We start from the raw sequence: 23,806 nt of genomic DNA, 5'->3' as shown, positions 1-23,806 counted from the left end.
TGCCGGCGAGTGCCAGCCGGCTCAGACCCAGTTCGGTTCCGCCGCGTCCACGGGTTCGGGCAGGGCATGGCCCGGGGGTGCGATCACGTAGACGAGGCCACCGGACGTGGTCAGCCAGAGGCTCTCGAACTGGTCACGGCGGTAGGTGACGCGCACCTTGCCGTCGTCGGCCTCGTCCTGGGACGCCGGGTCGTTGACCACGACGTCTCCGTCGGCGTCGAACCCTACGATCGTCAGCAGGTGCCCGTCCGTCCCGTATCCGGCGCCGTCGAGGTCGGCTTCGGTGAATGACATCGAGCAGATCAGGGGGATGCCGGCGCTGATGAACTCCTCGGCCTCACGCAGTGACCGCAGCCGAGTGATGTAGGCCCGGGCGCCCCGCTCTCCGGCGTAGGCCGCGTTGAACGCCCAGTTCCCGGCGCCTCCGTAGGTGTAGTCGAAGACATACCGGGTGACGTGGTCAACCTGGGGGCGCTGTTCTCCCTCGATATCCACCCACCCGGTCTCTTCGGCATCGAGGCCCAGGCCGAAGTGGTCCAGCACCATGGCAGTGCAGGTCGGTGAGCACCAGGCCTGCCCTCCCCCGTTCCACTCCGGGTAGTGACCCTTGTGCAGGTGCTGGGAGTAGGCGGGCACGTCCAGCACGATGCCGGCGGCGTCCCCTGGCTCACTGACCGGCACCGCCCGCTCGTCGGGAGTCGCCGAGGCCATCGCAGTGAGCAGCGCGACCTCAGGGGTCTGCGCGGCGCCGGCGATCCGGTGCAGCGTGGCCCGCACTCGCAGTCCGGTCAAGGTGTGGCTGTGTCGCATCGCCAGCACGTCCACATTGACGCCGGCCCGCGTGCCGCGCTGCCCCTCGACGGTGCCGCGCTGGATATCGGGGGCGTCATCGCCCCGGGTCCAGCGCGCGAGCACGTACCAGTCGGTGTGCTCGCCGGAGTCGGTGATCCCCTGGACCGCTACCTCCACCCACGTGCCCGATGGCGTGCGCGCGTTCCAAGAGGGGATCACCTCGGTGGCAGCGAACGGCAGTTCGACCTGCGGGGAGGTCCAGGTGGCGGTGTCGTAGGTGCGGGCCACCTCGGTGTGGGGGTCGGTGTACTCCACCGTGCCGGTGGGCGAGGTCAGGACCAGGCGCCCTGCGGGATCGACCGCGGTGCCCTCGTGGCTGCCCTGGTCGAAGCCGTCGGTGCCTTCCCATGCCTGCATGTACACCCCCCGGGACGCAGGCTCGGGGGCGGGGTCGTCCAAGCCGGGAGGCTCGGATCGCGAGCGCATCAGTGCCGCTGCTCCGAGCGCGCCCGCGCCGGCCACGCCGACCGCCCCCACGGAGCCCAACATCTTGCGGCGGGAGATCCTGTTTGCGTCATGGTCACTCGACATCGCCACGACTGTACCGATCACCGGTCACGACGCCTGAGCAACGCTAGGTGACGGGCCAGCCGCCGCCGTCCAGCCCGCCGGGGATGAACTCGCCGGGCTCGTAGGGCCGGCGGGTGAAGACGAAGGTGCCGACGTCGAGAGTCTGGGGTTCGCCGTCGGGTGCGCGTCGCACGCGTAGGGACTCCCCGCGGTGGTAACCGTCCAGGCCCACCCAGGTGTCGGTGCCGGTGGGCCGGAACCTGCTGGTGGTGGTCATCCCAGAGACGCGCTGCAGTTCGATCCAGTCCTCGCCGAGTGCCCGCACCGTGCCCTCGGAGGTCCCCCAGAACCAGGACCCGGTCAGCGCCAGCACCTCTGCGGGCACATCGGCGCGGGCCACCCACTCCTGCGGCAGGCGCGGTTCGCAGTCCTCGACGATGTCGAAGGGGTCGTCCAGTCCCTCCACATCACCGGGCGTGGTGCAGTTCATCAGCGTCACCACACCGAGCCCGGCCTCCCGGTCCACCTGCACGCCGGCTTGGAAACCGGGCATCGAGCCGCCGTGTCCGACCAGGAGCCGCCCCGCTCTGCGGGTCACCTGCACCCCAAGTCCGCGGGCGCTGGCCCACTGCGGACCCGACGCCAGCGCAATCGGCTCGCACATCTCGGCGAGGGTGTCGGCGTGTAGCACGTCAGCGGTGTCCCCGGCCAGGAAGGCCGCCCAGCGGCTGAGGTCACCCATGGTGGACCACAACTGCCCCGCCGGGGCCATCGCCCCGGTGTCCTGGATCGTCTCCGGCAGCAGCACGTCGGCATAGGGATGCACCGCGTACCCGGTGGCGAAGGGAGAGCGAGCCGACGTCGTCGTGCTGTCCATCTGCAACGGCCCGAGTACCTGCGCGGTGAGCACCTCATCCCAAGGGCGTCCGGTGACCGCAGCGATCACCTCCCCCAGTACCGCGAAGGCGATGTTGGAGTAGTGCACATGGCGTCCCTGCCGGTCCAGCACGGTGCCCTGCGCCAACGCCTCGTGCAGGCCCTGCCGGTCCACCCCTGGCGACCGTTCCCACCACGAGCCGGGAAGTTCCGTGGCCAGCCCGCCGGTGTGGGTAAGCAGTTCGGTGAGGGTGCGATCGCCGAACGGGGTTCCGGGCACGTGCTGCTCGACGGTGTCGGTCAACCGAAGGGCGCCGGCGTCGCGCAACTGCAGTACGACGACGGCGACGAAGGTCTTGGTGATCGACCCGATCCGGTACTGCAACTCACCCGGGTCGGCGTGCTCGGGAAACGTACCCCGGGCAGCGGTCCAGACCAGGCGGGAGTCCCGCATTAGCCCGGTGACCAGAGACGGAATGCGTCCCTTGGTCTGCAGGGTGGCGGCGCGCAGGTCCAGACGGCGGGCGGTGGTGGGCAGCAATGTCATCTCAGTCACGGGCGACGACGCTAACAGGCGGGCGCCGCTGAGGTCTCGGCGGATCTCGCGTCCTACCCACGCCTTGATGGATGGCGTGCGCCGGTGCCGTTCATGGCCGAATCGTCAGACTTCTCCTTCCATCGTGTCGCTCTCATGTGCACCGGCCCCCGAGATCTCCTCGGAGGAGTACGTCTCCTCCTCCTGACCGGAGCGTGAGATCGGCTTGTACCTCGGTGCCGGCCGCGTCCACACCTTCTGAGGCTGTAGGAGATTGATGTAGAAGTCGTCAACCGCAGCGATCACGGAGTTAATGAACGACGTCTTGGCGGAGGTGCGTCGACTCATGCCTAAGTCGTAGACCCGAGAAACTGTGAAACTCTTGATCTCGGGAAACGCCTCGGGCAGGGCGTCCTTCGGGTCCTCTCGGAACTCCGCAATCGTTGCCGCATGCTGCCGACGAGCAGCGTGCGCTTCGATAATCACGTCGCCAGATGTTTCGGCCAGTGGCCTGAGGAGCCAATTGACCCGAGTCTCGTTTCGCGCATGTCCCGACGCAGGCACCTTGGAGAAGACATGAATCCTTCGCGCTCTCATATCACAGCGAAACTCTAGATCTGCTGCCGTACCCGGGATTCGGATCTTCGCTGACATCGTGTGGTCCTCCGCCAACTCGCGCGCCAGGGCCTCAGTCCTCACGTTAGGGTTTGCACGCTCCCGCTGTGACAACATCGGCTCGACGTCGACACGCAACTTCTGCCCCAACTTGAGCGCCATGTAACGGACCAGGCCGTCGAACTTCGCTGCGACGTCAGCGACGTCACCATCCCCTCGTCGGACGATGCCGGTTCGCACGGCGTCGGTGACAGCGGTCCAACTGCTCCCCATGTCTTCGAACTCCAAAGCACCGGAGTTCTCATGTTCCAAGTACCGGATGAGTTCGCTGAGGATCCAAGCCTGCTCCTCATCCTCGATGCCGTGGACCTCCTTGGACGCCACTGCGAGCGAGATCAAGCGAACCCAGGAGAAGTGGTAGACAGGCATCGCACGCAACTTGCGTTTATCGAGATCGACTGGGTGCGTGCCGAGGACCGGTGGGATCTCGTTGGAGATCGTTATGACCGCGTCGAACTCATTCTCTCGAGCGACGTCCATGTAACTCTCGACCTGATCTTTGTCGAGCCCATTGGTCTGCGTCTTTACTTCCACAAGGGCCGTCCAACTGCTCGAGCCTCGCTCGACACGGACCAAACCATCAGGGCGGGGCGTACGCTTATTCTTCTTGTCTTCGAAGGCTACTTCTGTATACGCCTTGACGTTCGCTCGTTTGGGCCCGAGTGGCGCACCGCACGGTTTCAGCATCGAATGAGCAAACTGTGGCACCACGGTCAATACCGACAGTAAGGCCGAGGTCGCACGAACTTCTTGATCTACCGCCCCTCGAATACCCGATGTCGGAATCAGTCGCGCTTCTCGCCACTCAGCCGCCATGACATTCCTCGCATTCCCCATTGAGTGCAATTCCACCGTCTTGACGCTACCTGAACTCGTGTAGTTCCTGGCGCAGTTCAGGCGACCGTTTTGCCCTTTCGGCGTACGACGTCATCGCCTTCGCGTTCCCGTGGAATGGCTGTGGCGGTGCGTGGTGCGACTGCGGCGCGTGTGACCACCAACCCCAGGGCCTGGATCAGGCGATAGCGGCGGCGATCGGGGTGGTTCCGTCATAGAAGTTGAGGGTGCGCCGGATCCCGGTTCCGGACTCCAGGACGTGCACGATCACCTCGGCCACATTCTCGCGTGAGGTGACCAGCTGATCCTCGGCGAGGTCCACGCCGGGAACCTGCCCGTCGTCGTCGGCCAACAGGATCTTGCCTGTTGCCGGTTCCATGGTCAGCCCGGCAGGACCCAGGATCGTGTAGTCCAACTCCGTTGTGCGCAGGTGGGCATCGGCGTCATGCTTGGCCTTGGCGTAGGGGTAGAAGGAACTCTCCGGATCGAGCCGGTGGATGTCCACCGCAGCGGTGATGTAGGACACGATCACGTACCGGCGCACACCGGCTCGCTCCGCAGCCTGCATCGAGAGCACCGCGGCCTCATAGTCCACCGCGTGGGTACGGGCCGGGTTCCCACCACCGGCACCGGCGGAGAACACCACGGCATCGGCGCCGTCGAAGACCTTGGTGAGGGCACCGACATCGGCATTCTCGATGTCCAGCAGCACCGGGTGCGCGCCGGTCACGGCGACCTCGTCGTGGTGGTCGGGGTTACGGATCACGGAGTGCACCTCATACCCCGCGTCGGTCAATTTCGGGGCGGTGAGCAGGGCGATCTTGCCGTGACCGCCAACGATCACCACGCGCTTTCGCTGTGTCATCGAGATCCTTCCGAGTTCGGGTGAGCCGGCCGGTGCCGGACCACTCGATCATCACCGCGGCCGGGCGGCGGTGCAACAGCGCACCTCACGAGTCCGTGACCCACAACCGGCGAAGGCCGTCAGAGTGCACCATGAGAGCGAAGAGCACCGCCCCGGGAACCAACCACCGCACCGCGGAGCCGGCCTCGGCGTGCTCGGCGGTTTCGGCGCCGGCGAGCAGAGTCAGGATCAGCACCACGCCGATCGCGGCCGGCAGGAGCCATCCGACCACCCGGATGAAACGCGCCGTCCCGGCACCGCTGTGACGCCGCCAGATGACGCCGCAGGCTCCCAACGCGACGAGAACCACCACCAGCAGCGCCACCGCCGCCAGGAGCAGCACGAGCGTTGCCGGCACGTTGTCGGAGTTGGCCAAGGTGTCATAGACCCCGATCGGTGCGGTGAGCACGCTCCACGCCCCGACTTCGGGACCAGTGGCCGCAGTCACCAGGCTTCCCGCCCCGAGCAGCACGACCGTGGCCAGCACCAGGCCCCGCAGCAGCAACGACTCCAGGTCATCGATACGCCGCTCCAGGACCAGTACCCGGCTGCGCACCCTGCCGGTCTCAGCTCGTGCTCGATCCTGCGACTGTGTCGATGTCACGCCGGCCCGCCCTTCGTCGTCGTCGTTGCGCCACTCTCATCATGAAGCGGCCGTAGCCTCGCGGGAGCAGGGAAGGGCAGCACGTAGTCACGCACGTTCGCCCCGGCCACTGCCGCCACGCCGTAGTCGTCCTGCCGAACCGTGATGCGCTCGGGGTGGACCTCGGTGATCCGCACTCGCTCGGAGGTACCGTCCGGGTGCTCCAGCAGCCACGGTTCAGCAAGGAAGGACAGCCCGCGCTCCTCCAGCGCTTCCTCGGCGTCGGGGTAGTCCAGTGGTTCGGTGATCTCGCGGCCGAGCATGTCGACGGCCACGAAGTGCTCGTCGCGCATGCGCAGCCAGCCGATCAGTTCACCGTCCGTCCGCCGATGCTCCATCCAGGTGTCCATGGGCGGCCATGGTAGGAGGGGGCGATGGCGGAACTCACCCGATTTTCCGCCCAGCACACCGCCACCAGCGAGGTATCCCGGCCGAGCCAGTAGACACCAGCGCTAGGACCCATCCCTGGCGGTGAGGACCGCCTCCACGACGGTCGGAAGGGTCACTCCGGCGGTGTCCACCTCGGAGACTTCGCCCGATTCCAACCAGGGGGCAAAGTCGGCGGCACGAGCGGTTACATCCGCCCAGGAAGGCTCACCAATGCGCTGAAACCCCCGGGTACGGCGCTGCAAACGCGCGCGGTGCTCGGTCACGTCGGAGCAGATCAGGTGCACGAACCGCAGCGGCACGTCACACCGCTCCGCGGCGCGGCGCCAAGTCCGGCGAGCCTCGTCACTATCGTTGACCGCATCGACCACCACGGACGAACCCGCCATCAGGTTGGTCTGCGCCATCGCCCGGGCCGCCTCGTACGCCGCAACGCCCACAGTCCACCCGGGCGGGAGGCCGCTCTCGAGGAGTGCCTCCTCGATGGTGTCGATGGACAGGTGCACACTTGCGGTCCGCCTCGCCACGGCAGCCGCGGCAGCAGTCTTGCCCACACCGGGCAGGCCGGATATCACCAGCAACACGTTCGCGTCATCCACACGCGGCACCGTAGCGCGGGGTGTTCGCGGGGACTCGCACGGCGCTGACGCAGCACGACGGCGGGAGCGCGCTACGTGCGCCCCCGCCACGATCAGGCAGGGTCGGCCGTCGTCGGCCCTTTTCGCTCGGCAGCCCCGGTCCGGCCGGTGAAGGCATCCATGGAGTCGTGCAGCCCGAGGAAGGCGGTGATTCGGTCGAACACCGTCACCGGCAGCAGCCGGGCCAACCGGACACCGATCACCCTCCGCGGCATGAGGAGTTCGGCGCGACCCCGCTCGATCGCCCGCAGGATGCGGTCACTGGCGCGCTGCGGGTCCAGAATCGGCAGGACGCGGGGGAACTTAATGCGGACCCCGGCGAACATTCCGGTATCGATGTAGTAGGGACACACCACCAACGACGTCACCCCGGTCTTGTCCTTGGCCAACTCCACCCGCAGGGACTCGGCGAAGGTGAAGGCCGCAGCCTTGCTGGCCGAGTAGTCGCTCTGGCGGGCCACGCCCAACAGGGCGGCGGCACTGGCGATCGTCACCACGCTGCCCCGGCCGCGCTCGATCATGCCGGGCAGGAAGGCGCGGGTGACCCAGTACAGCGAGAGCGTGTTCACCTCGAAGGTGCGCCGGATCGCCTCCTCCGATACCGCCAGCAGCGGCTTGCCGGTAACGACGCCGGCACTGTTGATCAGCACATCCACCGGCCCGGTCTCCCGCCCGACGGTCGCGACCGCGGCGGCATCGGAGACGTCGACGGCGAACGATTCCGCAGGTGCGCCCGCGGCCCGGATCTCATCGCGGACCGCCGCGGCTGCGGTTGTGTCCAGGTCCCAGATCACGACCCGCCCACCGCGCCGCGCCACCCCGCGAGCGAGGAGCCGGCCGATGCCGCTACCGGCCCCGGTGATCAGTACCCTCTGGCCGCGAAGGTTGGTGCGCATGCCACTGATTCTCGCGCACGCGCGCCTCGAGCGCGTGCGCGGGATGTCCGGGCGCCGGATGTGCGGGCGCATGCCTGCCGGATCCTGATCGTCCGGACGCCCGAGGCCGGGCGGTGCGCTTGACCTCCGGTGTGCTGGTGGTCAGCGGATCAGGCAGAAGGGGTGTCCGGCCGGGTCCAGGTACACCCGGAACCCGCCGTCGGAGGAGGGCTGGTGCTCATGCACCCGCGCGCCCAGGGCCAGCACACCGGGCTCGGCGGCATCGATGTCACCCACGGTAAAGTCCAAATGCATCTGCTGGGGGTGTGCCCCACCGGGCCAGGTGGGCGTGACCCAGTCTTCGATACGCTGGAACGCCAGCGTGGGCCGGCCCTGCGGATTGTCCGGGGAGACCCCACCACCGGGAGGCTCAAGGTTGACCCAGTCGCGATCGGCGCCCTGTTCCATTGGCCAGCCCAGCAACTCGGAGTAGAACCGGCCCAACACCAGGGCGTCGGGACAGTCCAGGATGATCAGGTCGAGCACGGGGGTGCGGGGCTGGTCGTTGTTCATGGGGCGTTCTCCTTCGCCGAGTCGGGGCCAGGTGAATCTGCACGCTAACCCTTATTCCGGACGATCCGCGTCCGCCTTCGGGCCATGGGCAGCGACCCGACCCGCCCGCGGCAACGCCTCAGCGCGGCCGGACCGTGAGCACCTGGGAGTGGGCACCGATCGGACCGGTGTGGTCGTGGATGATCGTGTGCGTCAGCCCAATGCCTGCGGCACCGAAGGACACGGTGGTGTCGTAGCCGACCCACTCCCCTTGCGGTTGGGCGAAGAAGTGGGCGGTCAGGTCCAGGTTGGGGAACAGCACCTCGCGGGGGTCGGCACGGATGGCCATGCCGTTGGAGACGTCGAGCATCCCGGCGAAGGCCGCCGTGCGGCTGGACTCCTCGCCGGCGACCAGCGCGTGCGCGGTGCGTGCCCAGAACGCCCCGTGGCCCAGCTCATGGTGGTCGCGGCGCACCTCGATGGATCTGATGAAGCCCCCGGGCCAGTCGCGGGTGGGATCGACCGGCTCCATCTCCTCCGGGGGCTTGATCCGGGGCAGCGCCGTGCCTGCCAGGGCGGTGGTGTCGCGGGTCTGCATCAGCCACGCACGCAGGCGTACCACCGCCCGGCCCGCGTGGGACAGGACCGCCTCGACCAATTCGATCGTGCGTCCGGGCCGCAGCACCTCCACGGCGAGGTCCACCACGTCCACCGGCACGGTGCCGAGGATGTCGTAGGACATCCGGGCCACCACCAGGTGGTCGTCGCGGCGGGCATCCCGGTCCTGCTCCACGGCGTGCACCAGCAGTCCCAGTGCCGCCGCGATGTGCTGTTCCTCCTCGACCCATGCCCCCCCGACGTGCTCGGTTGCGCGGAAGGTGGAGGTGTCGATGCGTTCGAAGTAGGCCATGGGCGCCATTGTGGGGCAATCGGCGGGGTCGGTCCGGCATCCTGGGTGCTCGGCGTGCACGCGCGGGCCGACGGCGCAGGTCGCCCGAAGCGGCCGAGCAGGCTCCTGCCCGCCGATCCCGGCGTAGTGTCGGGTTCATGGCACTGCACCCCGCCCTGACTCCCGTCGCTGATCTGGTCGGCACCTGGCGCGGCCCCGGCCGCGGCGAGTACCCCACCATCACCTCCTTCACCTACACCGAAGAGGTCACCTTCACCGACGTCGGCAAGCCCTTCCTGACCTATCTCCAACGCACGTGGTCACCCGCCGGCGATCCGATGCACACCGAGACCGGGTTCTTCCGCGTCGCCGGCGGCGAGGCCGTGGAGTTCGTCCTGGCCCAGCCCACCGGGCAGACCGAGTTGGCCGAGGGTTCTTTGGTCACCGAACCGAGGGGGTTTGCCACCGAACTGCACTCCCGGGTGGTCAATGCCGCGAGCGCCAAGATCGTCGACGCGACCATCCGACGGCTGCGGCTGGACGGCGATGAGTTGACCACGGAGTTCGCGATGGCCGCGGTGGGGCTTCCGATGACCCATCACCTCGGTTCGGTCCTGACCCGGACCGCGTAGGCGGGTATCCGGGGGCGGTGAACTCCATGTGACCAACCCCGATCAGGTCCCCCGCCGCGCCCGCACGATCGCGGCGACCGCCGCCCGCCCGGCACGGTTGGCGCCCACGGTGGACTGGGAGGGCCCGAACCCGATCAGGTGCACCCGCGGTTCATCGGCCACCTGGGTTCCGCGCAGCATGATGCCGCCCTGGGCGTTCCGCAGTTCCAACGGGTCCAGGTGCGCCAGCGCCCCTTTGAACCCGGTGGCCCACAGGATCGCATCCACGTCGGTGAAAGACCCGTCGGCCTCGCGCACACCGCCCGGTTCGATCGCGGTGAACATCTCCCGGCGCACCAACGCGCCACGCTCCTTCGCGGCCAGGGCGTAGGGGGTCCAGCCAAGACCGGTGTAACTGACCACCGAACCGGTGGGGCGGCCCTCCTCCACGTCGGCGGTGACGTTGGCGATCACCTCCCGGCCGGTCTCGGAGGTGAACTCCCCCTCATGGAAGACCGGCTCACGCCGGGTGTACCAGAACGTGGTGGCGTGCCGGGAAATCTCCTCCAGTTGCTGCACCGCGGAGATCCCGCCACCCACGATCGCCACCCGCTGCCCGGCGAAGGCCTCCGCCGCTACATAGTCACGGGTATGCAACTGCCGTCCCAGGAAGGTCTGCGCGCCGGGGTAGACCGGCCACACGGGGTTGTCCCATGTGCCGGTCGCGTTGATGACCCACTGGGTGACCCAACTCCCCCGGTCGGTCTGCACGATCAGGTCCCGGTTGCCCCGGCCGCCCGTGCCCATGGCGTCGGCGGCATCATACTGAGCGTCCCGAACCGAGGTTACCCGCACCGGCCGCACCAGTGGGAAGCCGTGCTCGTACTCATAGGCGGCGAAGTAGCGCGGAACCGCGTCCCGGCTCGGCTCGTCCGGATCCACCGGCGGGACGGGCATGCCCGGAAGGTCGAAGATCGCGTTGATCGTACTCATCCGCAGTGACTCCCACCGGTGCTGCCACGCCCCGCCCGGGGCGTCCGCGGCGTCCAGGGCCACGTAGGTGGCGCCGTCGTTCCCGCGCTGTAGGGCGCTACCGAAGCGCCGGCGCTTCAGGTGGTAGGCGGCGGACAGGCCCGCCTGACCGGCGCCGATGACGACGACGGTCACGCGAGCAGGCTCTGGAAGCATCGCCTGGGTCAACGCCGCCGCGATCGCGAACCTTCCGGTTACCTTCTCCTATTCAGCCGGTTGGGTTTCGGGTGCGGTGAAGACCTCCCCGTTGCGGGGCATCTGGGACAGCGCCGCGGAGGTGGGCTCACGAGCGTACTTCTCGAAGGTCGGGTCGAGGTCGCCGGCGCGGGTGATCTGCGGCCACACCATCGTCAGCCCGGCCGCTGCGTCGACGTTCGCACGGTCCATCAGTTGCACGTGCAGGTGCGGCATCGACGTGTTGCCGGTGTTGCCCACCTGGCCGATCACGTCACCGGCCACCACCGGACTCCCGAGCGCGATCGCGCTGTCCCGGCGCAGGTGGGCGTACGCGGCGAAGGTGCCGTCGTCGTGGGCCACGATGACGTGGTTGCCCAGCACCGCACCAGTGCCGCCGATCTCCCGGGCCATCGCCTCGACCGTGGCCAGGTACACCAGGCCCGGCCAGGTGCTGCGGGCGCGGTGGTCGCGCCCGGAACCCAATGAGCGGACGACGACTCCGGGAGCCATCGCGTGGACCGGCTCACCGAAACTGGGATATTCCTCGGGTCTGGCCCCGCGCAAGCCCCCACGGACCAGCGCGGGAGTGGAGTCCCGTGCCGGGCGGCACAGATCAACCGCGCAGTACTGTCCACGGGTGCGCGTGCCATGGCTGGGCAGGTGTTGGCCGGGGCTGTTCATCGCCACCCACTGCCCCCGCACCGGGGCGAGCAGCTCGGCCGGGGCGCCCGGTGCCGCGCGCGGGGCGGTGCCGATCAGCAGCAGCAGCACGACGATCGACCCGGACACGAACAGGGCGTGCCTCGGCCGCAGCGGCAGCGGTTGCTCGGGGATGAAGGTATTCAGCACGATCAGTCCCACCGCGATGAAGGCGGCCAGCAGCAGACCGGCCCACACCGGCCGCTGGGCGCTGATCAGGCGCATCGGACCAGGTCGACCGGCTCAGCATGCATACCGGGACCGTACCGGTTGGGAGTACCATCAGCCGCTACATGTCCACGATGAGCCAGGGTCCGGATCGACCCGATGAGTTCACCACCGAGGCCACCAGCCTGCCTCCGGCGCCGCAGGACGACGCCCCCGATCCCGCCCGCTGGCGCGTCCTGGCTGTGGCGCTGGCTGCCGTCTTCATGTCCCTGGTGGCGGTCAGCATCATCAACGTGGTGCTGCCCTCGATCCAACAAGGACTGGGCGCCAGCGACTCCGACCTGCAATGGGTCCTGACCGGTTACGCCCTGACGTTCGGGGTGGTGCTGGTGGCGGCCGGGCGAGCAGGTGACATCCTCGGCCGCGGACCGCTGTTCATCATCGGCACCGCGCTGTTCACCCTGTCCTCGGTGGCGGCCGGGCTCGCCCCGGACCCGGGCACCCTGAACGCGGCCCGGTTCGTGCAGGGACTGGGCTCGGGGCTGCTCACCCCGCAGGTCGTGGGCATGATCCAGCAGTATTTTCGAGGACCCGAGCGTGGGCGTGCCTACGGCGCGCTGGGGGCGGTGGTCGGGATCTCGGTGGCGATCGGGCCGGTGCTGGGCGGGCTCATCGTCGAGGTGGCCGGGTCGGTGAACGGGTGGCGCTGGACCTTCCTGGTGAACGTTCCGGTGGGACTGGGCGCGATCGCGCTGGCCCTGCGCTGGCTGCCGCGGCCGATGCGCCCTCCCCGCAGCACCCGCCGCACCACGGTCCGCGATGTTGACCCGGTGGGTGCGGTGCTGCTGGGCCTGGCGGTGCTGGCGCTGCTGCTGCCCTTCGTCGAGCGGAACATCGGCTGGCGCGGCTGGCTGCTGGTGCCCGTAGGGCTGGGGTTACTGGCCCTGTGGGCCTGGTGGGAACAACACCACAAACGTCAGGGCCACCCCCCGATGGTGGACCTGGCCCTGTTCGGCATCCGCAGTTTCACGGGCGGCACCCTCATCGCAGGGCTGTACTTCATGGGCGTGACCAGTGTGTGGGTGCTGGTGGCGATGTATGTGCAGGGCGGCCAGGGTGGCAGCGCCCTGGAGGCGGGGCTGATCGGCCTACCCGCGGCGCTGATGTCTGCGGTGAGTTCCTACCTCGCCGGTCGCTGGACCAGTACCCACGGCCGCCCGATCCTGATCGCCGGGATGGGTTGCGCGCTGCTCGGGCTGGTGCTGAGTATCGCGGTGGTGCAACTGGCGGCCACCGGTGCCGCGAGCATGTGGTGGCTGTTGCTGACGTTGGCGTTCATCGGCATTGCGCAGGGCATGGTGATCGCCCCCAACCAGACCCTCACCCTGGCCGAGGTACCGCTGGAGTACGCCGGTAGCGCGGGTGGCGTGCTGCAGACCGGGCAACGCCTCGGTGCCGCGATCGGACTGGCCGTGATCACCGGCCTGGCCTTCGCGGTGCTAGCCGAGCGGGACTGGACCGCGGCGATCAGTGCCGGGTTCGCCACCACCACCCTGATCGTGCTGGTCAGCCTGGTGGTTGCGATGTTCGACCTGCGCAACGCCCGGACCGACTCGTCTGTGACCCGACAGGCGCCCCTGGGCTGACCGGCCGAACCGGCGCCCACGCCCGGGGCGCCGTCAAGCCCCGAGCCTGAGGTGGCGACGGCAGCGGGCCTGGTAGGTCTCAGTACCCCCGATCGCGGTGACGCTGGGGACCAGGGCGTCCTCGTCGTCGTCCTCCTCCACCCGCTGGTGGAAGGCGGCGTCGCGCCCGCAGACCGCGCACACGGCGGTCAGTTTCACCACGTCCTCGGCCAGTGCCATCAAGGCGGGCAGCGGCTCGAACGGCCGGCCGTCGTAGGTCACACACAGACCGGCGACGACGACGGTCATCCCCTCGGCGACCAGGTCACCGACCGTGGGGACCAGGTCGGCGCCGAAGAACTGCGCCTCATCGATGGCCAGCAGGTCCGGGTCACGCCCGGTGAGGAGATCGCGCAGCGCAGCGACGTCCGGTACCGCCCGGGACGCGATGCGCCCGCCGGCGTGCGAGGCGACCTGACCGGCGCCGTGGCGCTCATCCAGGCTGTGGTTGACCACCTCCACGGCCAGCCCGGCCAGGCGGGCCCGGCGCACCCGGCGCAGCAGTTCCTCGGACTTGCCGGCGAACATCGGCCCGCACACCACCTGGAGCCGGCCACCTGTCTCGTTGCGCATGGCAAGACCCTAGCGAGCGGCCCACGGCGAACCTCGGTGGGTCATACTGACCGGCGTGGATGACCTGCGCGTACCCCCAGGGCCGGGCGCACCGGCCGGGATCACGGTGCCGGCGGCAGAGCTGCTCGAGCGGTTCTCGCACGCCTCCGGGCCTGGCGGACAGGGCGTGAACACCACGGACTCGCGGGTTCAACTCAGCCTCGATATCAGCGCCACGACCGCCCTGAGCGACATTCAGCGCAAGCGAGCCCTGGACCGGCTCGGCACTCGCCTCTCCGGGACGGTGCTGACCGTCGACGCGGCAGAGCATCGCTCCCAGCGACGCAACCGGGTCGCAGCCCGGGAGCGCATGTCTGCCCTGCTGCGCGAGGCGGTGATGCCTCCGGTCCGGCGGCGCCCGACCAGACCCACCCGCGGCTCCCAGCGCCGCCGGCTGGAGGGCAAGCGCCTGCGAGCCCAGATCAAGCGCAACCGCATGCGTCCGCGACCGGAGTGAAGTTCAGGCGGCGGCTAAAGTGCCATTCCACATTGTTCCGAAAAAAGGTGGCTCCCCCAGTTGCGGATGATAACCGCCCACTTACCGTGGAGGAGTTCGGGCGATACAAGTGTTCCAAATCACACCCGGGCATCCCTATCGCAACTGAGGAGAAGGACCATGAAGAAACGTGCAAGGCTCATCGCTGTAGCCACCGCGCTCTGTTTCGCGGCCACCATGGGAATGGGGACCGCGATGGCTGCTCCCGTTAGCGCAGCGCCTGGACCCGCCGTCGTGGCCCCCATGGAGTCACACGACACCGCGACCGTGCCAGTCGTCGGTGAATTGGCCGATGGCACGGCCTTCGAAGGAACCCTGTCGAACCTGACAGCCACTGCTGTCGATGGCGTGGTCAATCTCAGCGGAACCCTCACCGGCATGGCCGGAGACACTGAGATCACGCAGGACTTCACTGCCCCCATCACGGAGTTGGCCACCCCGGACTCCCAGCCCGGAGGCTGCCAGATCCTATTCCTGGACCTGGGCCCCATCTTCCTGGATGTTCTAGGCCTGCAGGTTGATCTGTCCCCGATTGAACTGGACATCACCGCGGTGCCAGGCGCGGGCAACCTGCTGGGCAACCTCCTGTGCGCGGTCGTCGGGCTCTTCGACAGCCCCGGCAACCCGGTCAACGCCATCACCAACCTACTCAACCGCATACTCGATGGTCTCGGACTCGCCGCATGAGGTAACCGGACCAGCGATGCTGGTGGAATGAGGATGCCCCGGGCACGGTGCCCGGGGCATCCTCATGCCGGGCACCGCCCGCGCGCGGTGACTGGCATCTGTACTCCTGGCCACTGAGGGGCGATGCACCATTGAGTTCGCTGAGGACCGGCACGACCTGGCACCCGGCGATGCCCTCGTGGTGCCCGCCGACGCGTCGCACAAGGTCACCGGAGATCCGGACTTCAAGGGCCGTGCACGTGATGCCCAAGGACATCCGGTTCGACTTCTTCGAGCGGCCTGACCCGGACAACCGAGCGACCACCTCGGCACTTCGTGGCCGCTGGTGGGCTGCATCACGCGCGCGGGCCAACGGATCAGGGACCATCTAGCGTAGGACCATGCTTCGACGCCTCGTGGCCCGCGCGTTCTGGTCACTCAGCCGGTGGAGACTGTCCACCTCTCCCGCGCCGGACCGCCCCACCATCCTCATCGGCGCCCCGCACACCTCCAACTGGGACTTCGCGTTCATGCTGGGCATCGCCTGGCGGTTGGGCGTCGACGTGCGCTGGTTGGGCAAAAAAAGTCTGTTCCGAGGCTGGCGGGGCCCGATCATGCGCGCACTGGGCGGCATTCCCGTGGACCGGTCCGACCCCAGCCGCGTGGTGGGTGAGGTGGTCCAGCGGGTCCGCGCCGGTGAGGTGTTCGGGCTCGTGGTCACCCCCGATGGGACCCGCAGCGGGCACACGCACTGGAAGTCGGGGTTCTACCGCATCGCCCGGGAGACGGGGATGCCGGTGACCCTTGGCTACGTCGATCGCACCACCATGACCACCGGCCTGGGGCCGACCTTCGAGTTGACCGGTGATGTCGCCAAGGACATGGACCGGATCCGTGACTTCTACGCCTACAAGTCCGGGGTGCGGCCTGAGCACCGGGTCGAACCACGGCTGCGGGATGAGACCGGGACCGGATGACCCCGAATGGACCGCTGCCACCGTGCTGCGCTGGCCGGGGCGGTCGGCTCAGCACCTCGATCAGGCCACCCAATGGGCTGTGATGCCTTAGATGAATCCGCCTGGACTCCCGTCAAGTTCCGAGTTCCACCGCCAGCACGGCGTCCCGCAGTCGGCAATCGTCCCGCGACAGTCCGTCGATGACCTCGGCAAGACGCACGTCGGTCTGCACGATCCGCGCAATGCTTTCCCGTTCGGCGTTTTCAAGAGTCACGAATACACGGGAGTAGTCGGGTTCACCAATCGGCACCGGCACGCGCTCATTCTCGACGACCACGGTGGGTCTGAACTCAAGGAAGATGGCAGGCTGCCCATCGGCGCGTTGCAACTCGATGCACCACTCCCACTGGCCGACGAACCGCGTCACGACCTTCTCAATTCGCCCCCGCTCGACTCTCGCATTCACCTGCGCCATCAGGGTCGACCGAGCGAAACTCCGCAGCCCGGCCTTCACGTTCGCGAGCGTCTTCAGGCTCTCCTCGAACTGCCGCCGTGCATGCTCGGCCACGAGGTTGGCAAACTCCTGCGTCACCCCGTCCCGAGGCCGATGCCCGTACCGCGCCGACTCCCCGCTCTCGCACATAACCTGGATGAAAGCATGTGCCCGTCGTTCGGCAACGCGGCATTGACTCTCTCGAGAAAGATCCGTTGAGAGGTGTCCCCGAGCTGATGGGTCGAATCGGGGGTCAAGAGCCAGGCGAAAACGTTGGAGAGTTGCTTCTCGTGCGTGCCGTGGTGCATGACCCGAAAGATGTTGAACTGCTCGGCCAAACTCCCCGACAGCGCGGGCAGAAGCGACGTGACGAAGTCCTTCATGTCGTTGGTCCTCGGGCCACGGGCTCAGGCGGCGAGGGTGCCGGCGAAGATCTGCCATGCGAGTGCGGACTTGGCGGTGAGACTGAGCGTGATGTAGAGCCGCTCCCCCAGTAGGTAGTCGCGGAACCGGCCGACCGGGCGGTACTGGAGCCACTGCACCAACGCGAACACGTTGAAGAAGAGGAACAGCGAGATGATGATCCCGTAAACGAAACCGGGGGGCTCGGCCCCAGTGGTAGAGCCTGGCGCGAGTGTGTAGATGACGATGCCGACCCAGGGCACCACCCCGGCAATGCAGCCGAAGATGAACGGCAGCCAGCCGCCGTCGCCCGGCTGGTGGTAGCGCTCCTGCAGCCAGCCGAACAGGATCATCGAGGCGTTGACGCCGGACAGCGCCACCAGCGCCACCACGTCGGAGATGCCGACCAACTGGGCGATGATCACGATCATCAGCGAACTGGATAGCGCGTACTCCACCCAGCGGAAGTAGTTGTGGCCCTGCGCCAGTCCCGCTCGGTAGCGGCCGAAGAATGGTGGGGAGGCCACGATGACGTGGAACAGCGCAGACAGAACCAGGAACGTCGCGATCGCCAGCGGAATCGGGACGTCCCACAGCGTGACCGCCTCACCCGGGGGGCTGCCGGGCGGACCGGCGAGGTAACTGGCGGTGATCGGCAGAGTGAAGTCGGTCGCGAGCAGCACCACCGCGACCGCCTGGGCCGCGTGCACGACCGCGGCAATGATGTTGTACCTGCGTAGGCCGGTATAGCGGCTTGAGTCGATCGCTGTCGTCATCGTTGAGCCGATCGTTGGACAGTATTCACACCACCGTAGTGAGTTCCACGTGGGACTGCAGGGCAGTTGAGACCTCGGCGCCGGTCACGACGACGACCTCCCCGACCTCTCGCCACAAGCGGAACCGCGCCCCAACGGACACGTTACTTGTTTTTCTGGAGTGCACTTCGTAATATGAAGTCATGAAGGATTACGGCCAGTTCTGCGGCCTTGCCAAGGCAGGAGGTGTGCTGGGTGAGCGCTGGTCGTTGCTCATCCTGCGCGACCTGAGCATCGGACCTCGCCGGTTCAAGGACTTGCTGGAAGGCTTACCGGGAATTCCGACCAGTGTGCTGACCACGCGACTGCGTGAGTTGCAGTCGGCGAGCGTCATTCACCGCACGGCGCAGGACCGGCCGGGTGGGGGTGTGCTCTACGGACTCACCCCGCACGGACATGGACTCCTGCCCATCCTTGATGCGATCGGGAGATGGGGAGCGGCGACGATGGTCTCACCGGCCGACGACGACGTGATTACCGATGCCTCGCTAGCGGCGGCCCTGCGGGCAGCCTTCCGCCCCGGTGCGGTGAGGGTCGCGACGACGTACGCGGTCCATGCCGGTCCTGCGAGCGCCTGGGCGATTGTTGAACCCGACCGGGCCATCGTCGGCGAAGGCGAACCCGGTGGCCCGCCCGACCTGACGATCCGTGCCGGCCCGCAACTTCGCCTGCTGCTCGCCGGCCGAATGACACCCGCTGATGCGCTGAGTTCCGGGGCCGTCCGCCACACCGGACCTCCTGCCGCCTTCGACGACTTCATCCGCGCCTTCCATGTCCCGCTGGCCGATACCGCCGGCATTCCCTGATCCCCCAAACCAGTCAAGCCACAGAAAGGCATGCACCATGAAATTGAGCGTTAATCTCTTCATGACCCTTGACGGGGTCAGCCAAGGTCCGGGCAGCGCGGAGGAGGACACGCGCGGGGAGTTCCACCGCGGAGGCTGGCTCATGCCCGTCTTCGACGATGGATGCGGCGAGGCAGTCAATGGGTGGTACGAGCGCTGCGGCGCCCTGCTGCTGGGACGGCGTACCTTCGACACCTTCACGACCCACTGGCCCCATGTCACCGACCCCGCGGACGCCGTCGCCGATCGCATCAACCACCGGCACAAGTACGTGGTGACCTCCTCGGCGCTGGGTGCCACCTGGGCCGACACCAGCACGCCGCTGGGCTCCGGCTTCCTCGATGACATCGGACGACTCAAGGAAGCCGACGACGATCGTGAACTGCAGGTTCACGGAAGCATCCGGCTGGCCCGCACTCTGCACGAGGCCGGGTTGATCGACATCTACCGCTTCCTGATCGCCCCCGTCGTCGTGGGCCGCGGCGCCGGCCTGTTCGACGGGGACGGTCCCGCCTACGGCCTTCAGCTGCAGCACAGCACGGTGACGGAAAGCGGCGTCCTGTCCGTGGAGATGTCCCCGCAGGAGTTTGACAACTCACTGCGGGCCGCCGTGGTGGCCGGGCGCGACGCCGTCGTTCCTGAACCCGCCCAGGTCGGAGCACAAGCATGACCGTCATCGCCAACCTGAGCGTCTCCCTTGACGGGTTCTACACCGGCCCGGACCCGGACCCGGAGAGCCCGATGGGCAGCGGCGGGGAGTCGTTACACGGCTGGTTCGCTCACGACGTCGCCGACAGGAACCAACTGACCGCCGACGACGTGCTGGGCCCGGAGTTCGACCGCACCGGCGCCCTGGTGATGGGGCATGACAGTTACCAGCACGCCGAGGCCATCTGGGGGCACCACCCGCCATTCGAGATGCCGATCTTCGTCCTGACCCATCACGCTCGCCCCGACGATGTGCGCGAAGGCTCCACCTTCCACTTCGTGACCGACGGCTTCGAAGCCGCCGTACAGCGGGCGACCGCAGCCGCCGCCGGCAAGGCCGTAGGACTGCACGGCGGGGGCGCCATTCAACAGGGCCTGCAATCCGGCCTGCTGGAGGAACTCCAGATCCACCTGGTCCCCGTCCTGCTGCACCAGGGACGCCGTCTGTTCGAGAGCGGTCGGGACGCTCCGGTGGAACTGGACATCATCCGGGTGGCCGAAGGCCCCGGGGTAACGCACCTGAAGTACCGGCCCCGGCGGCCCTGAACCGCCAGTCACGACAGGGTACGGCCAGAGGCCTCAACGCTCGATCGAGGCGATCTGCGCTTCGACGTATCGCGCCGCGGCGGCACCACCGTCCTCGGCGCGGAATGCCTGCGCGACGCGGTCAGCCGACGCACGCACGCGCTCATCGGCGAGGATCCGTTCAACGGCATCCGCCAGATTTCGTGTGCCGGCTTGTTTCGGAGAGAGTGCAATCGCATTACCCTGCGCGACGCACTGGTCGATATTCCACACCTGCTCCGGCTGGAGCCCGAGCCCCACGAAGGGGATGCCGGTTGCGCACGCCGTCTGCACGGTTCCCTGGCCGCCGTGCAGCACGGCGGCGTCGACGAATCCGCCGAGGCGGTGGGCGGGAAGGAGGTCGGTGACGTGAACGTTCGCGGGCAAACGGTCATCGGGATCGAGATAGTGCCGTATCGGCGCAACGACATTCACGGGCAATTCACCGAGCCTGGCCGCCGCGGCCAAAGCGAGGCCGCGGTGCGCCGACGATCCCAGACCCAGGTAGACAAGGGGTCGCTCCTCCGCGGCGAGCTCGGCGACGATCGGCGGGAGTTCGCCGTCGAGATGCGCGAAGATCGGGCCGACTCGCGCATAGCCCGGTGGCAGCGAGAAGCCCTCCAATTCCCACGGCATGACGGTGAGAAGGTTGTGGTCCGCCTCGAGTAGCGACGCGATTGTGCGAAGCGGTGCCAGCCCGTTGGCGACCGCGACTCGTGCGAAGGCCCTCGGCGCGAGGGGCGCGTGGTTGTACGCCCAGCGCAACAGACGGGTCGCGACAGTGTCGGCAACCCGGGCGACGGTGCCCGTCCCGCGAACAAGACCGATCCGACCAACCTGCTCGACCTGTGGTCGGGTCAGAGCGAACGGGACGGGATAGAACAGGGGTACTTTCTCGGCACGCGCTGAGATCATCGAGGTCGGATTCGTGCCGATGACCACGGCCGCGGCATCCACCTCGCGGATCAGACGCCTCTCGGCGTCCACCCGCGCTGCGACCAGTTCGTCGGTGAAGGGAGATCTCAGCGTCTTGCCTTGATCGAAACGCAGCGCCTGCCGGCGCTGCACTTCGGTGAATGAGGGTTCGCTCGGGCGATACTCGAAACCCGCGTCGATGATGAGAGACGCGAAGTCCTGCTCATAGCCTTGGAAGACGGCACGGTGCCGGGGATCCAACGCCCGGGCGACCTCGATCATCCGCGTCACCTCGGCGAGGTTGAAGGTGATCGGACAGAAGACGATCGTGCTCACGGGGGCGGCACCTCCAGCGTGCTTCGGATCGCTGCCAACGCTACGCGACCACGGGGACTGCCCTCGCGCGCACTCGTCGCGCCCTGGGGCGTCCGACCGCGTCATCCCCGCTCATCACGCGGAGCGACTCGCCGCTTTAGTGCCGACGGCCGGCGTGCGCTCACTCGAGGCGTCGGGGCACGGTGCCGTTCTTGGGCAGTTGCCCCATTGGATGCGTGCTGTCGCTCATCACACGTGACGGTGACGTGCCCGGCCCGATACCGTGACGCCGGTCCTATCGTGAGTGCATCTCGGGCCGGGGGCTTACGAGTCGTTTGCAACCGTTGGTCAGAAACGGGCTCCGCGTGACTTCTTGCGGACTGTTTGCGGACCGCTGGACGGTCGGAGACCCTAAGGTCATTCGTCGCGGACTCGCCGACATGACTCAGGCTAGTCCGAGCCCCGACCTAGACCTTCGATCTTCGATCTTCGCGCATCTTGCGGAAAGATCGCGGATGCTCTGCCAGACAACTGCTCGGGGCGCGTCAATTTTGAGTGCTCGGATGTATCCGTCGAGACGTTGCGGGCGATCCTGGAGGTAGATGACTGCTTTGTTGAGGCTCTCGCCAACCGCCTTGCCGTATGCATCGACTGCCTTGCGCGCGCCGGCCTTCAGTGCGGCGGTGTCGGGTTTCATCATGGCCAGGTCGATGAGATCGCGGCTGAACGTCGACGTGTCTGCCCAGCGGTCGTCGTTTGCGAGCAGCTTGGTCGCGACCTGGTCGGTTCGCGTCAGGATCCGTAACCCGCAGATCTCATCGTCCGGGGAGGGAGTATCGAGGTCGATGCGGCCTTCATGGACGATCTCGAACTTGATCGCAATCCCCGCAACGAGCACCGAGGTCCTGATGCAATAGCCGTCAACAGAGGGTGTTCGACCCAGGTCCAGTTCGCGTGTAGCCAGAGCGTCGAGCCCATAGTCCTTGACGAGCTGGCGCAGTTCTCGGTAGGACTTCGGGTCGGAGACCAGGAAGTCGATGTCGACCGATTCGCGGAACTCACCGTTGGCGAGGACGATCGCGGTGCCGCCTCCGAACCAGCAGTTGTGCTCTGCCAGGAGCGGTGCGTCCAGGATCGACAGCACCTCAGCCACCTGTTGGTGGTGCAGCCGCCTAAACAAGGAGCCTCCCGTTGCTGTAGGTGTCCGCGAGGTGCTGGATGAACGCCTTCTCGTGATCGGTGAGGGCTTCCTGGTTGAGGTGTCGCCAGCCGCGTTCGTAGAGGTTGAGTGCCTCCGTCTCGGTGATGGTGGTGCCGGCGTCGGTCTGCCATGCCAGGGTGCGCAGGCCGGGGTAGTCGCCGACCGTGATCGTCGCCGGTTCTGCTGCTGGCGCGTCGAGGATCGGGACGACGAGGTGAAGTCCGAGTGCGGCTGCAACGTTGATGTAGGCGCCGATCGTGACCGAGGGGTTGCCTGCCTCGATCCTGTGCACGGTGACACGCGAAACGCCAGCAGCTTCGGCACAGGCGACTACCGTGACACCGAGGGCCTTTCGACGTTCGCGCAGCCGGGCGCCTAGGCGTTCGAGGTCCGCCTGTTGCTCGGGGCTCGTGTACGGGCTAGGGGCTGGCATGTTTCTCATTTTAGTCATTTGATCCTCTAAGTCAATAATGAGAAACGTTTTGAATGCCCTCTCGGTTCTGGTGAGCAGCGGCAGTTGGTTCAGCCGCTCTTCGGACTGACGCAGGAAGGAGGTGGCACGTGCGACGTCGGCGGGCACGACGTCGAGGCGTCGCGCTTCGACCAAGGCGAGGATCGTCGCCTGCTGGACGGGGGTGAGTGGGGTCAGCGCCATGGCAGCTCGCCGATCACGGCGACCGCCGGGCCGCTGCGCACGTCGTCCAGGAACCCGGAGGACGCCGCGAACTCCTCGGGAGTGAGGATCGTCGGGTTCACGGGTCGGCGCACCGCGGCCTCCGCCCGGGTGCACGCCTCGTAGACGGCATCGACGTCAGGCTCACCGATCACCATGACGTCGATGTCGTGCGGTGCCGGACCGGCATCCCCGAGCATCCGGGCGGCGAAGGAGCCGTACAGGAACGCCGACTCGATCCGGTCGATGTGGGCAAACTCCTCGGCCAGGATCACCACCGGGCCGGTCGCGACCATGAGGATCTCGCGCAAAGGGCGCACCAGCGGGCTCTCGTGGTTGGCGCAAATCAGCCTTGTGCGGCCCACCTGTCGCTCGCTCAGGATGCCGGCCTCCAGCAGCCGCGCGACCTCGCGGTGCGCGGTCGGGTAGGCCAGGCCGGCCCGTATAGCCAGATCGGTGATACTCAACTCATCGCCTGTGAGCAACAGGGTGGAGAGCAAGCGCGCCTGACCGTCGGACCGAAAGATCGGCGCTAGGAGCGGCGCCTCAGTTCTCATATACCTGATGTTATCCTCCACTATATCGACAGTCAACTCCTAGGCG

General features: G+C 67.6%; 28 protein-coding genes. 8 read left to right on the top strand and 20 right to left on the bottom strand.

What is annotated here, in order from left to right; all coding sequences use genetic code 11:
- Positions 1-21: 21 nt before the first annotated feature.
- The 10 genes from ACO0LU_RS06765 to ACO0LU_RS06720 form a co-directional block, all read right to left on the bottom strand.
- The gene (locus ACO0LU_RS06765) at positions 22-1,383 is read right to left on the bottom strand and encodes a C39 family peptidase (protein WP_424790634.1); all 1,362 of its coding nucleotides are present in this window, start codon (positions 1,381-1,383) and stop codon (positions 22-24) included.
- A 43-nt stretch (positions 1,384-1,426) separates the two neighbouring features.
- The gene (locus tag ACO0LU_RS06760) at positions 1,427-2,785 is read right to left on the bottom strand and encodes a serine hydrolase domain-containing protein (RefSeq protein WP_424790755.1); all 1,359 of its coding nucleotides are present in this window, start codon (positions 2,783-2,785) and stop codon (positions 1,427-1,429) included.
- 114 nt (positions 2,786-2,899) lie between these two features.
- A complete protein-coding gene (locus tag ACO0LU_RS06755) occupies positions 2,900-3,982 on the bottom strand; it encodes a hypothetical protein (protein ID WP_424790633.1) in 1,083 nt (360 codons plus the stop codon).
- Positions 3,983-4,460: 478 nt separating this feature from the next.
- Complete coding sequence (locus tag ACO0LU_RS06750) at positions 4,461-5,147, bottom strand: SDR family oxidoreductase (protein ID WP_424790632.1); 687 nt, start codon at positions 5,145-5,147, stop codon at positions 4,461-4,463.
- Between the two features lie 85 nt (positions 5,148-5,232).
- Positions 5,233-5,742 carry a hypothetical protein gene (locus tag ACO0LU_RS06745; protein WP_424790631.1) on the bottom strand — a complete coding sequence of 170 codons (510 nt, stop codon included), beginning with the start codon at positions 5,740-5,742 and terminating at the stop codon, positions 5,233-5,235.
- Positions 5,743-5,786: 44 nt separating this feature from the next.
- Positions 5,787-6,179 carry a hypothetical protein gene (locus ACO0LU_RS06740; RefSeq protein ID WP_424790630.1) on the bottom strand — a complete coding sequence of 131 codons (393 nt, stop codon included), beginning with the start codon at positions 6,177-6,179 and terminating at the stop codon, positions 5,787-5,789.
- Positions 6,180-6,281: 102 nt separating this feature from the next.
- Positions 6,282-6,815 (bottom strand): AAA family ATPase, encoded by a 534-nt coding sequence (locus tag ACO0LU_RS06735; protein ID WP_424790629.1) that lies wholly within the window; start codon positions 6,813-6,815, stop codon positions 6,282-6,284.
- A 92-nt stretch (positions 6,816-6,907) separates the two neighbouring features.
- On the bottom strand, positions 6,908-7,750 hold the full coding sequence (locus ACO0LU_RS06730; protein ID WP_424790628.1) for an SDR family oxidoreductase: 843 nt from the start codon (positions 7,748-7,750) through the stop codon (positions 6,908-6,910).
- Between the two features lie 141 nt (positions 7,751-7,891).
- Positions 7,892-8,302 (bottom strand): VOC family protein, encoded by a 411-nt coding sequence (locus ACO0LU_RS06725; protein WP_424790627.1) that lies wholly within the window; start codon positions 8,300-8,302, stop codon positions 7,892-7,894.
- 118 nt (positions 8,303-8,420) lie between these two features.
- Complete coding sequence (locus ACO0LU_RS06720) at positions 8,421-9,191, bottom strand: thioesterase family protein (RefSeq protein ID WP_424790626.1); 771 nt, start codon at positions 9,189-9,191, stop codon at positions 8,421-8,423.
- Positions 9,192-9,328: 137 nt separating this feature from the next.
- Between ACO0LU_RS06720 and ACO0LU_RS06715 the strand changes: the two genes are divergently transcribed.
- Positions 9,329-9,802 (top strand): FABP family protein, encoded by a 474-nt coding sequence (locus ACO0LU_RS06715; RefSeq protein WP_424790625.1) that lies wholly within the window; start codon positions 9,329-9,331, stop codon positions 9,800-9,802.
- A gap of 42 nt (positions 9,803-9,844) precedes the next feature.
- On the opposite strand, the gene ACO0LU_RS06710 is transcribed toward ACO0LU_RS06715, so the two are convergent.
- Both ACO0LU_RS06710 and ACO0LU_RS06705 read right to left on the bottom strand, forming a co-directional pair.
- Positions 9,845-10,969, bottom strand: a complete 1,125-nt coding sequence (locus ACO0LU_RS06710; RefSeq protein ID WP_424790624.1) for an NAD(P)-binding domain-containing protein — start codon at positions 10,967-10,969, stop codon at positions 9,845-9,847.
- A gap of 48 nt (positions 10,970-11,017) precedes the next feature.
- Entirely contained in the window at positions 11,018-11,914 is an 897-nt protein-coding gene (locus tag ACO0LU_RS06705) for a M23 family metallopeptidase (RefSeq protein WP_424790623.1), read from the bottom strand.
- 68 nt (positions 11,915-11,982) lie between these two features.
- Here ACO0LU_RS06705 and ACO0LU_RS06700 point away from each other — a divergent pair, with 68 nt between their 5' ends.
- On the top strand, positions 11,983-13,503 hold the full coding sequence (locus ACO0LU_RS06700; protein WP_424790622.1) for an MFS transporter: 1,521 nt from the start codon (positions 11,983-11,985) through the stop codon (positions 13,501-13,503).
- A gap of 33 nt (positions 13,504-13,536) precedes the next feature.
- Here ACO0LU_RS06700 and ACO0LU_RS06695 read toward each other — a convergent pair whose 3' ends face one another.
- Entirely contained in the window at positions 13,537-14,115 is a 579-nt protein-coding gene (locus tag ACO0LU_RS06695) for a thymidine kinase (protein WP_424790621.1), read from the bottom strand.
- Positions 14,116-14,170: 55 nt separating this feature from the next.
- Between ACO0LU_RS06695 and arfB the strand changes: the two genes are divergently transcribed.
- From arfB to ACO0LU_RS06680, 3 genes are all read left to right on the top strand, one after another.
- A complete protein-coding gene (gene arfB / locus ACO0LU_RS06690) occupies positions 14,171-14,611 on the top strand; it encodes an alternative ribosome rescue aminoacyl-tRNA hydrolase ArfB (protein WP_424790620.1) in 441 nt (146 codons plus the stop codon).
- A gap of 282 nt (positions 14,612-14,893) precedes the next feature.
- On the top strand, positions 14,894-15,337 hold the full coding sequence (locus ACO0LU_RS06685; protein WP_424790619.1) for a hypothetical protein: 444 nt from the start codon (positions 14,894-14,896) through the stop codon (positions 15,335-15,337).
- Positions 15,338-15,717: 380 nt separating this feature from the next.
- Positions 15,718-16,293, top strand: coding sequence for a 1-acyl-sn-glycerol-3-phosphate acyltransferase (locus ACO0LU_RS06680; protein WP_424790618.1), 576 nt, complete (start codon positions 15,718-15,720; stop codon positions 16,291-16,293).
- Positions 16,294-16,405: 112 nt separating this feature from the next.
- Here the strand turns inward: ACO0LU_RS06680 and ACO0LU_RS06675 are convergent, their stop codons facing one another.
- The 3 genes from ACO0LU_RS06675 to heR are packed head-to-tail and all read right to left on the bottom strand — an operon-like array spanning position 16,406 to position 17,943.
- Positions 16,406-16,864, bottom strand: coding sequence for a hypothetical protein (locus ACO0LU_RS06675; RefSeq protein WP_424790617.1), 459 nt, complete (start codon positions 16,862-16,864; stop codon positions 16,406-16,408).
- On the bottom strand, positions 16,861-17,148 hold the full coding sequence (locus ACO0LU_RS06670; protein WP_424790616.1) for a PD-(D/E)XK nuclease family protein: 288 nt from the start codon (positions 17,146-17,148) through the stop codon (positions 16,861-16,863). The genes ACO0LU_RS06675 and ACO0LU_RS06670 overlap by 4 nt, the downstream gene beginning before the upstream one ends.
- A gap of 24 nt (positions 17,149-17,172) precedes the next feature.
- Positions 17,173-17,943, bottom strand: coding sequence for a heliorhodopsin HeR (gene heR / locus ACO0LU_RS06665; RefSeq protein WP_424790615.1), 771 nt, complete (start codon positions 17,941-17,943; stop codon positions 17,173-17,175).
- Positions 17,944-18,125: 182 nt separating this feature from the next.
- Between heR and ACO0LU_RS06660 the strand changes: the two genes are divergently transcribed.
- From ACO0LU_RS06660 to ACO0LU_RS06650, 3 genes are all read left to right on the top strand, one after another.
- Positions 18,126-18,788, top strand: a complete 663-nt coding sequence (locus ACO0LU_RS06660) for a winged helix-turn-helix transcriptional regulator (protein WP_424790614.1) — start codon at positions 18,126-18,128, stop codon at positions 18,786-18,788.
- Positions 18,789-18,849: 61 nt separating this feature from the next.
- Complete coding sequence (locus tag ACO0LU_RS06655) at positions 18,850-19,497, top strand: dihydrofolate reductase family protein (protein WP_424790613.1); 648 nt, start codon at positions 18,850-18,852, stop codon at positions 19,495-19,497.
- A complete protein-coding gene (locus ACO0LU_RS06650; protein ID WP_424790612.1) occupies positions 19,494-20,081 on the top strand; it encodes a dihydrofolate reductase family protein in 588 nt (195 codons plus the stop codon). Before ACO0LU_RS06655 ends, ACO0LU_RS06650 begins: the two co-directional genes overlap by 4 nt.
- 33 nt (positions 20,082-20,114) lie before the next feature.
- On the opposite strand, the gene ACO0LU_RS06645 is transcribed toward ACO0LU_RS06650, so the two are convergent.
- From ACO0LU_RS06645 to ACO0LU_RS06630, 4 genes are all read right to left on the bottom strand, one after another.
- Positions 20,115-21,350, bottom strand: a complete 1,236-nt coding sequence (locus ACO0LU_RS06645) for a glycosyltransferase (protein WP_424790611.1) — start codon at positions 21,348-21,350, stop codon at positions 20,115-20,117.
- 424 nt (positions 21,351-21,774) lie between these two features.
- Positions 21,775-22,482 (bottom strand): nucleotidyl transferase AbiEii/AbiGii toxin family protein, encoded by a 708-nt coding sequence (locus ACO0LU_RS06640; protein WP_424790610.1) that lies wholly within the window; start codon positions 22,480-22,482, stop codon positions 21,775-21,777.
- Between the two features lie 19 nt (positions 22,483-22,501).
- Entirely contained in the window at positions 22,502-23,185 is a 684-nt protein-coding gene (locus ACO0LU_RS06635) for a helix-turn-helix domain-containing protein (protein ID WP_424790609.1), read from the bottom strand.
- Complete coding sequence (locus ACO0LU_RS06630; protein ID WP_424790608.1) at positions 23,176-23,760, bottom strand: ArsR family transcriptional regulator; 585 nt, start codon at positions 23,758-23,760, stop codon at positions 23,176-23,178. Before ACO0LU_RS06630 ends, ACO0LU_RS06635 begins: the two co-directional genes overlap by 10 nt.
- Positions 23,761-23,806: the final 46 nt, after the last annotated feature.

The sequence above is a fragment of the Pseudactinotalea sp. Z1748 genome, from assembly GCF_049725185.1.
Lineage (GTDB): Bacteria > Actinomycetota > Actinomycetes > Actinomycetales > Beutenbergiaceae > CALKWS01.
This window is presented reverse-complemented; position numbering and strand designations above follow the sequence as displayed.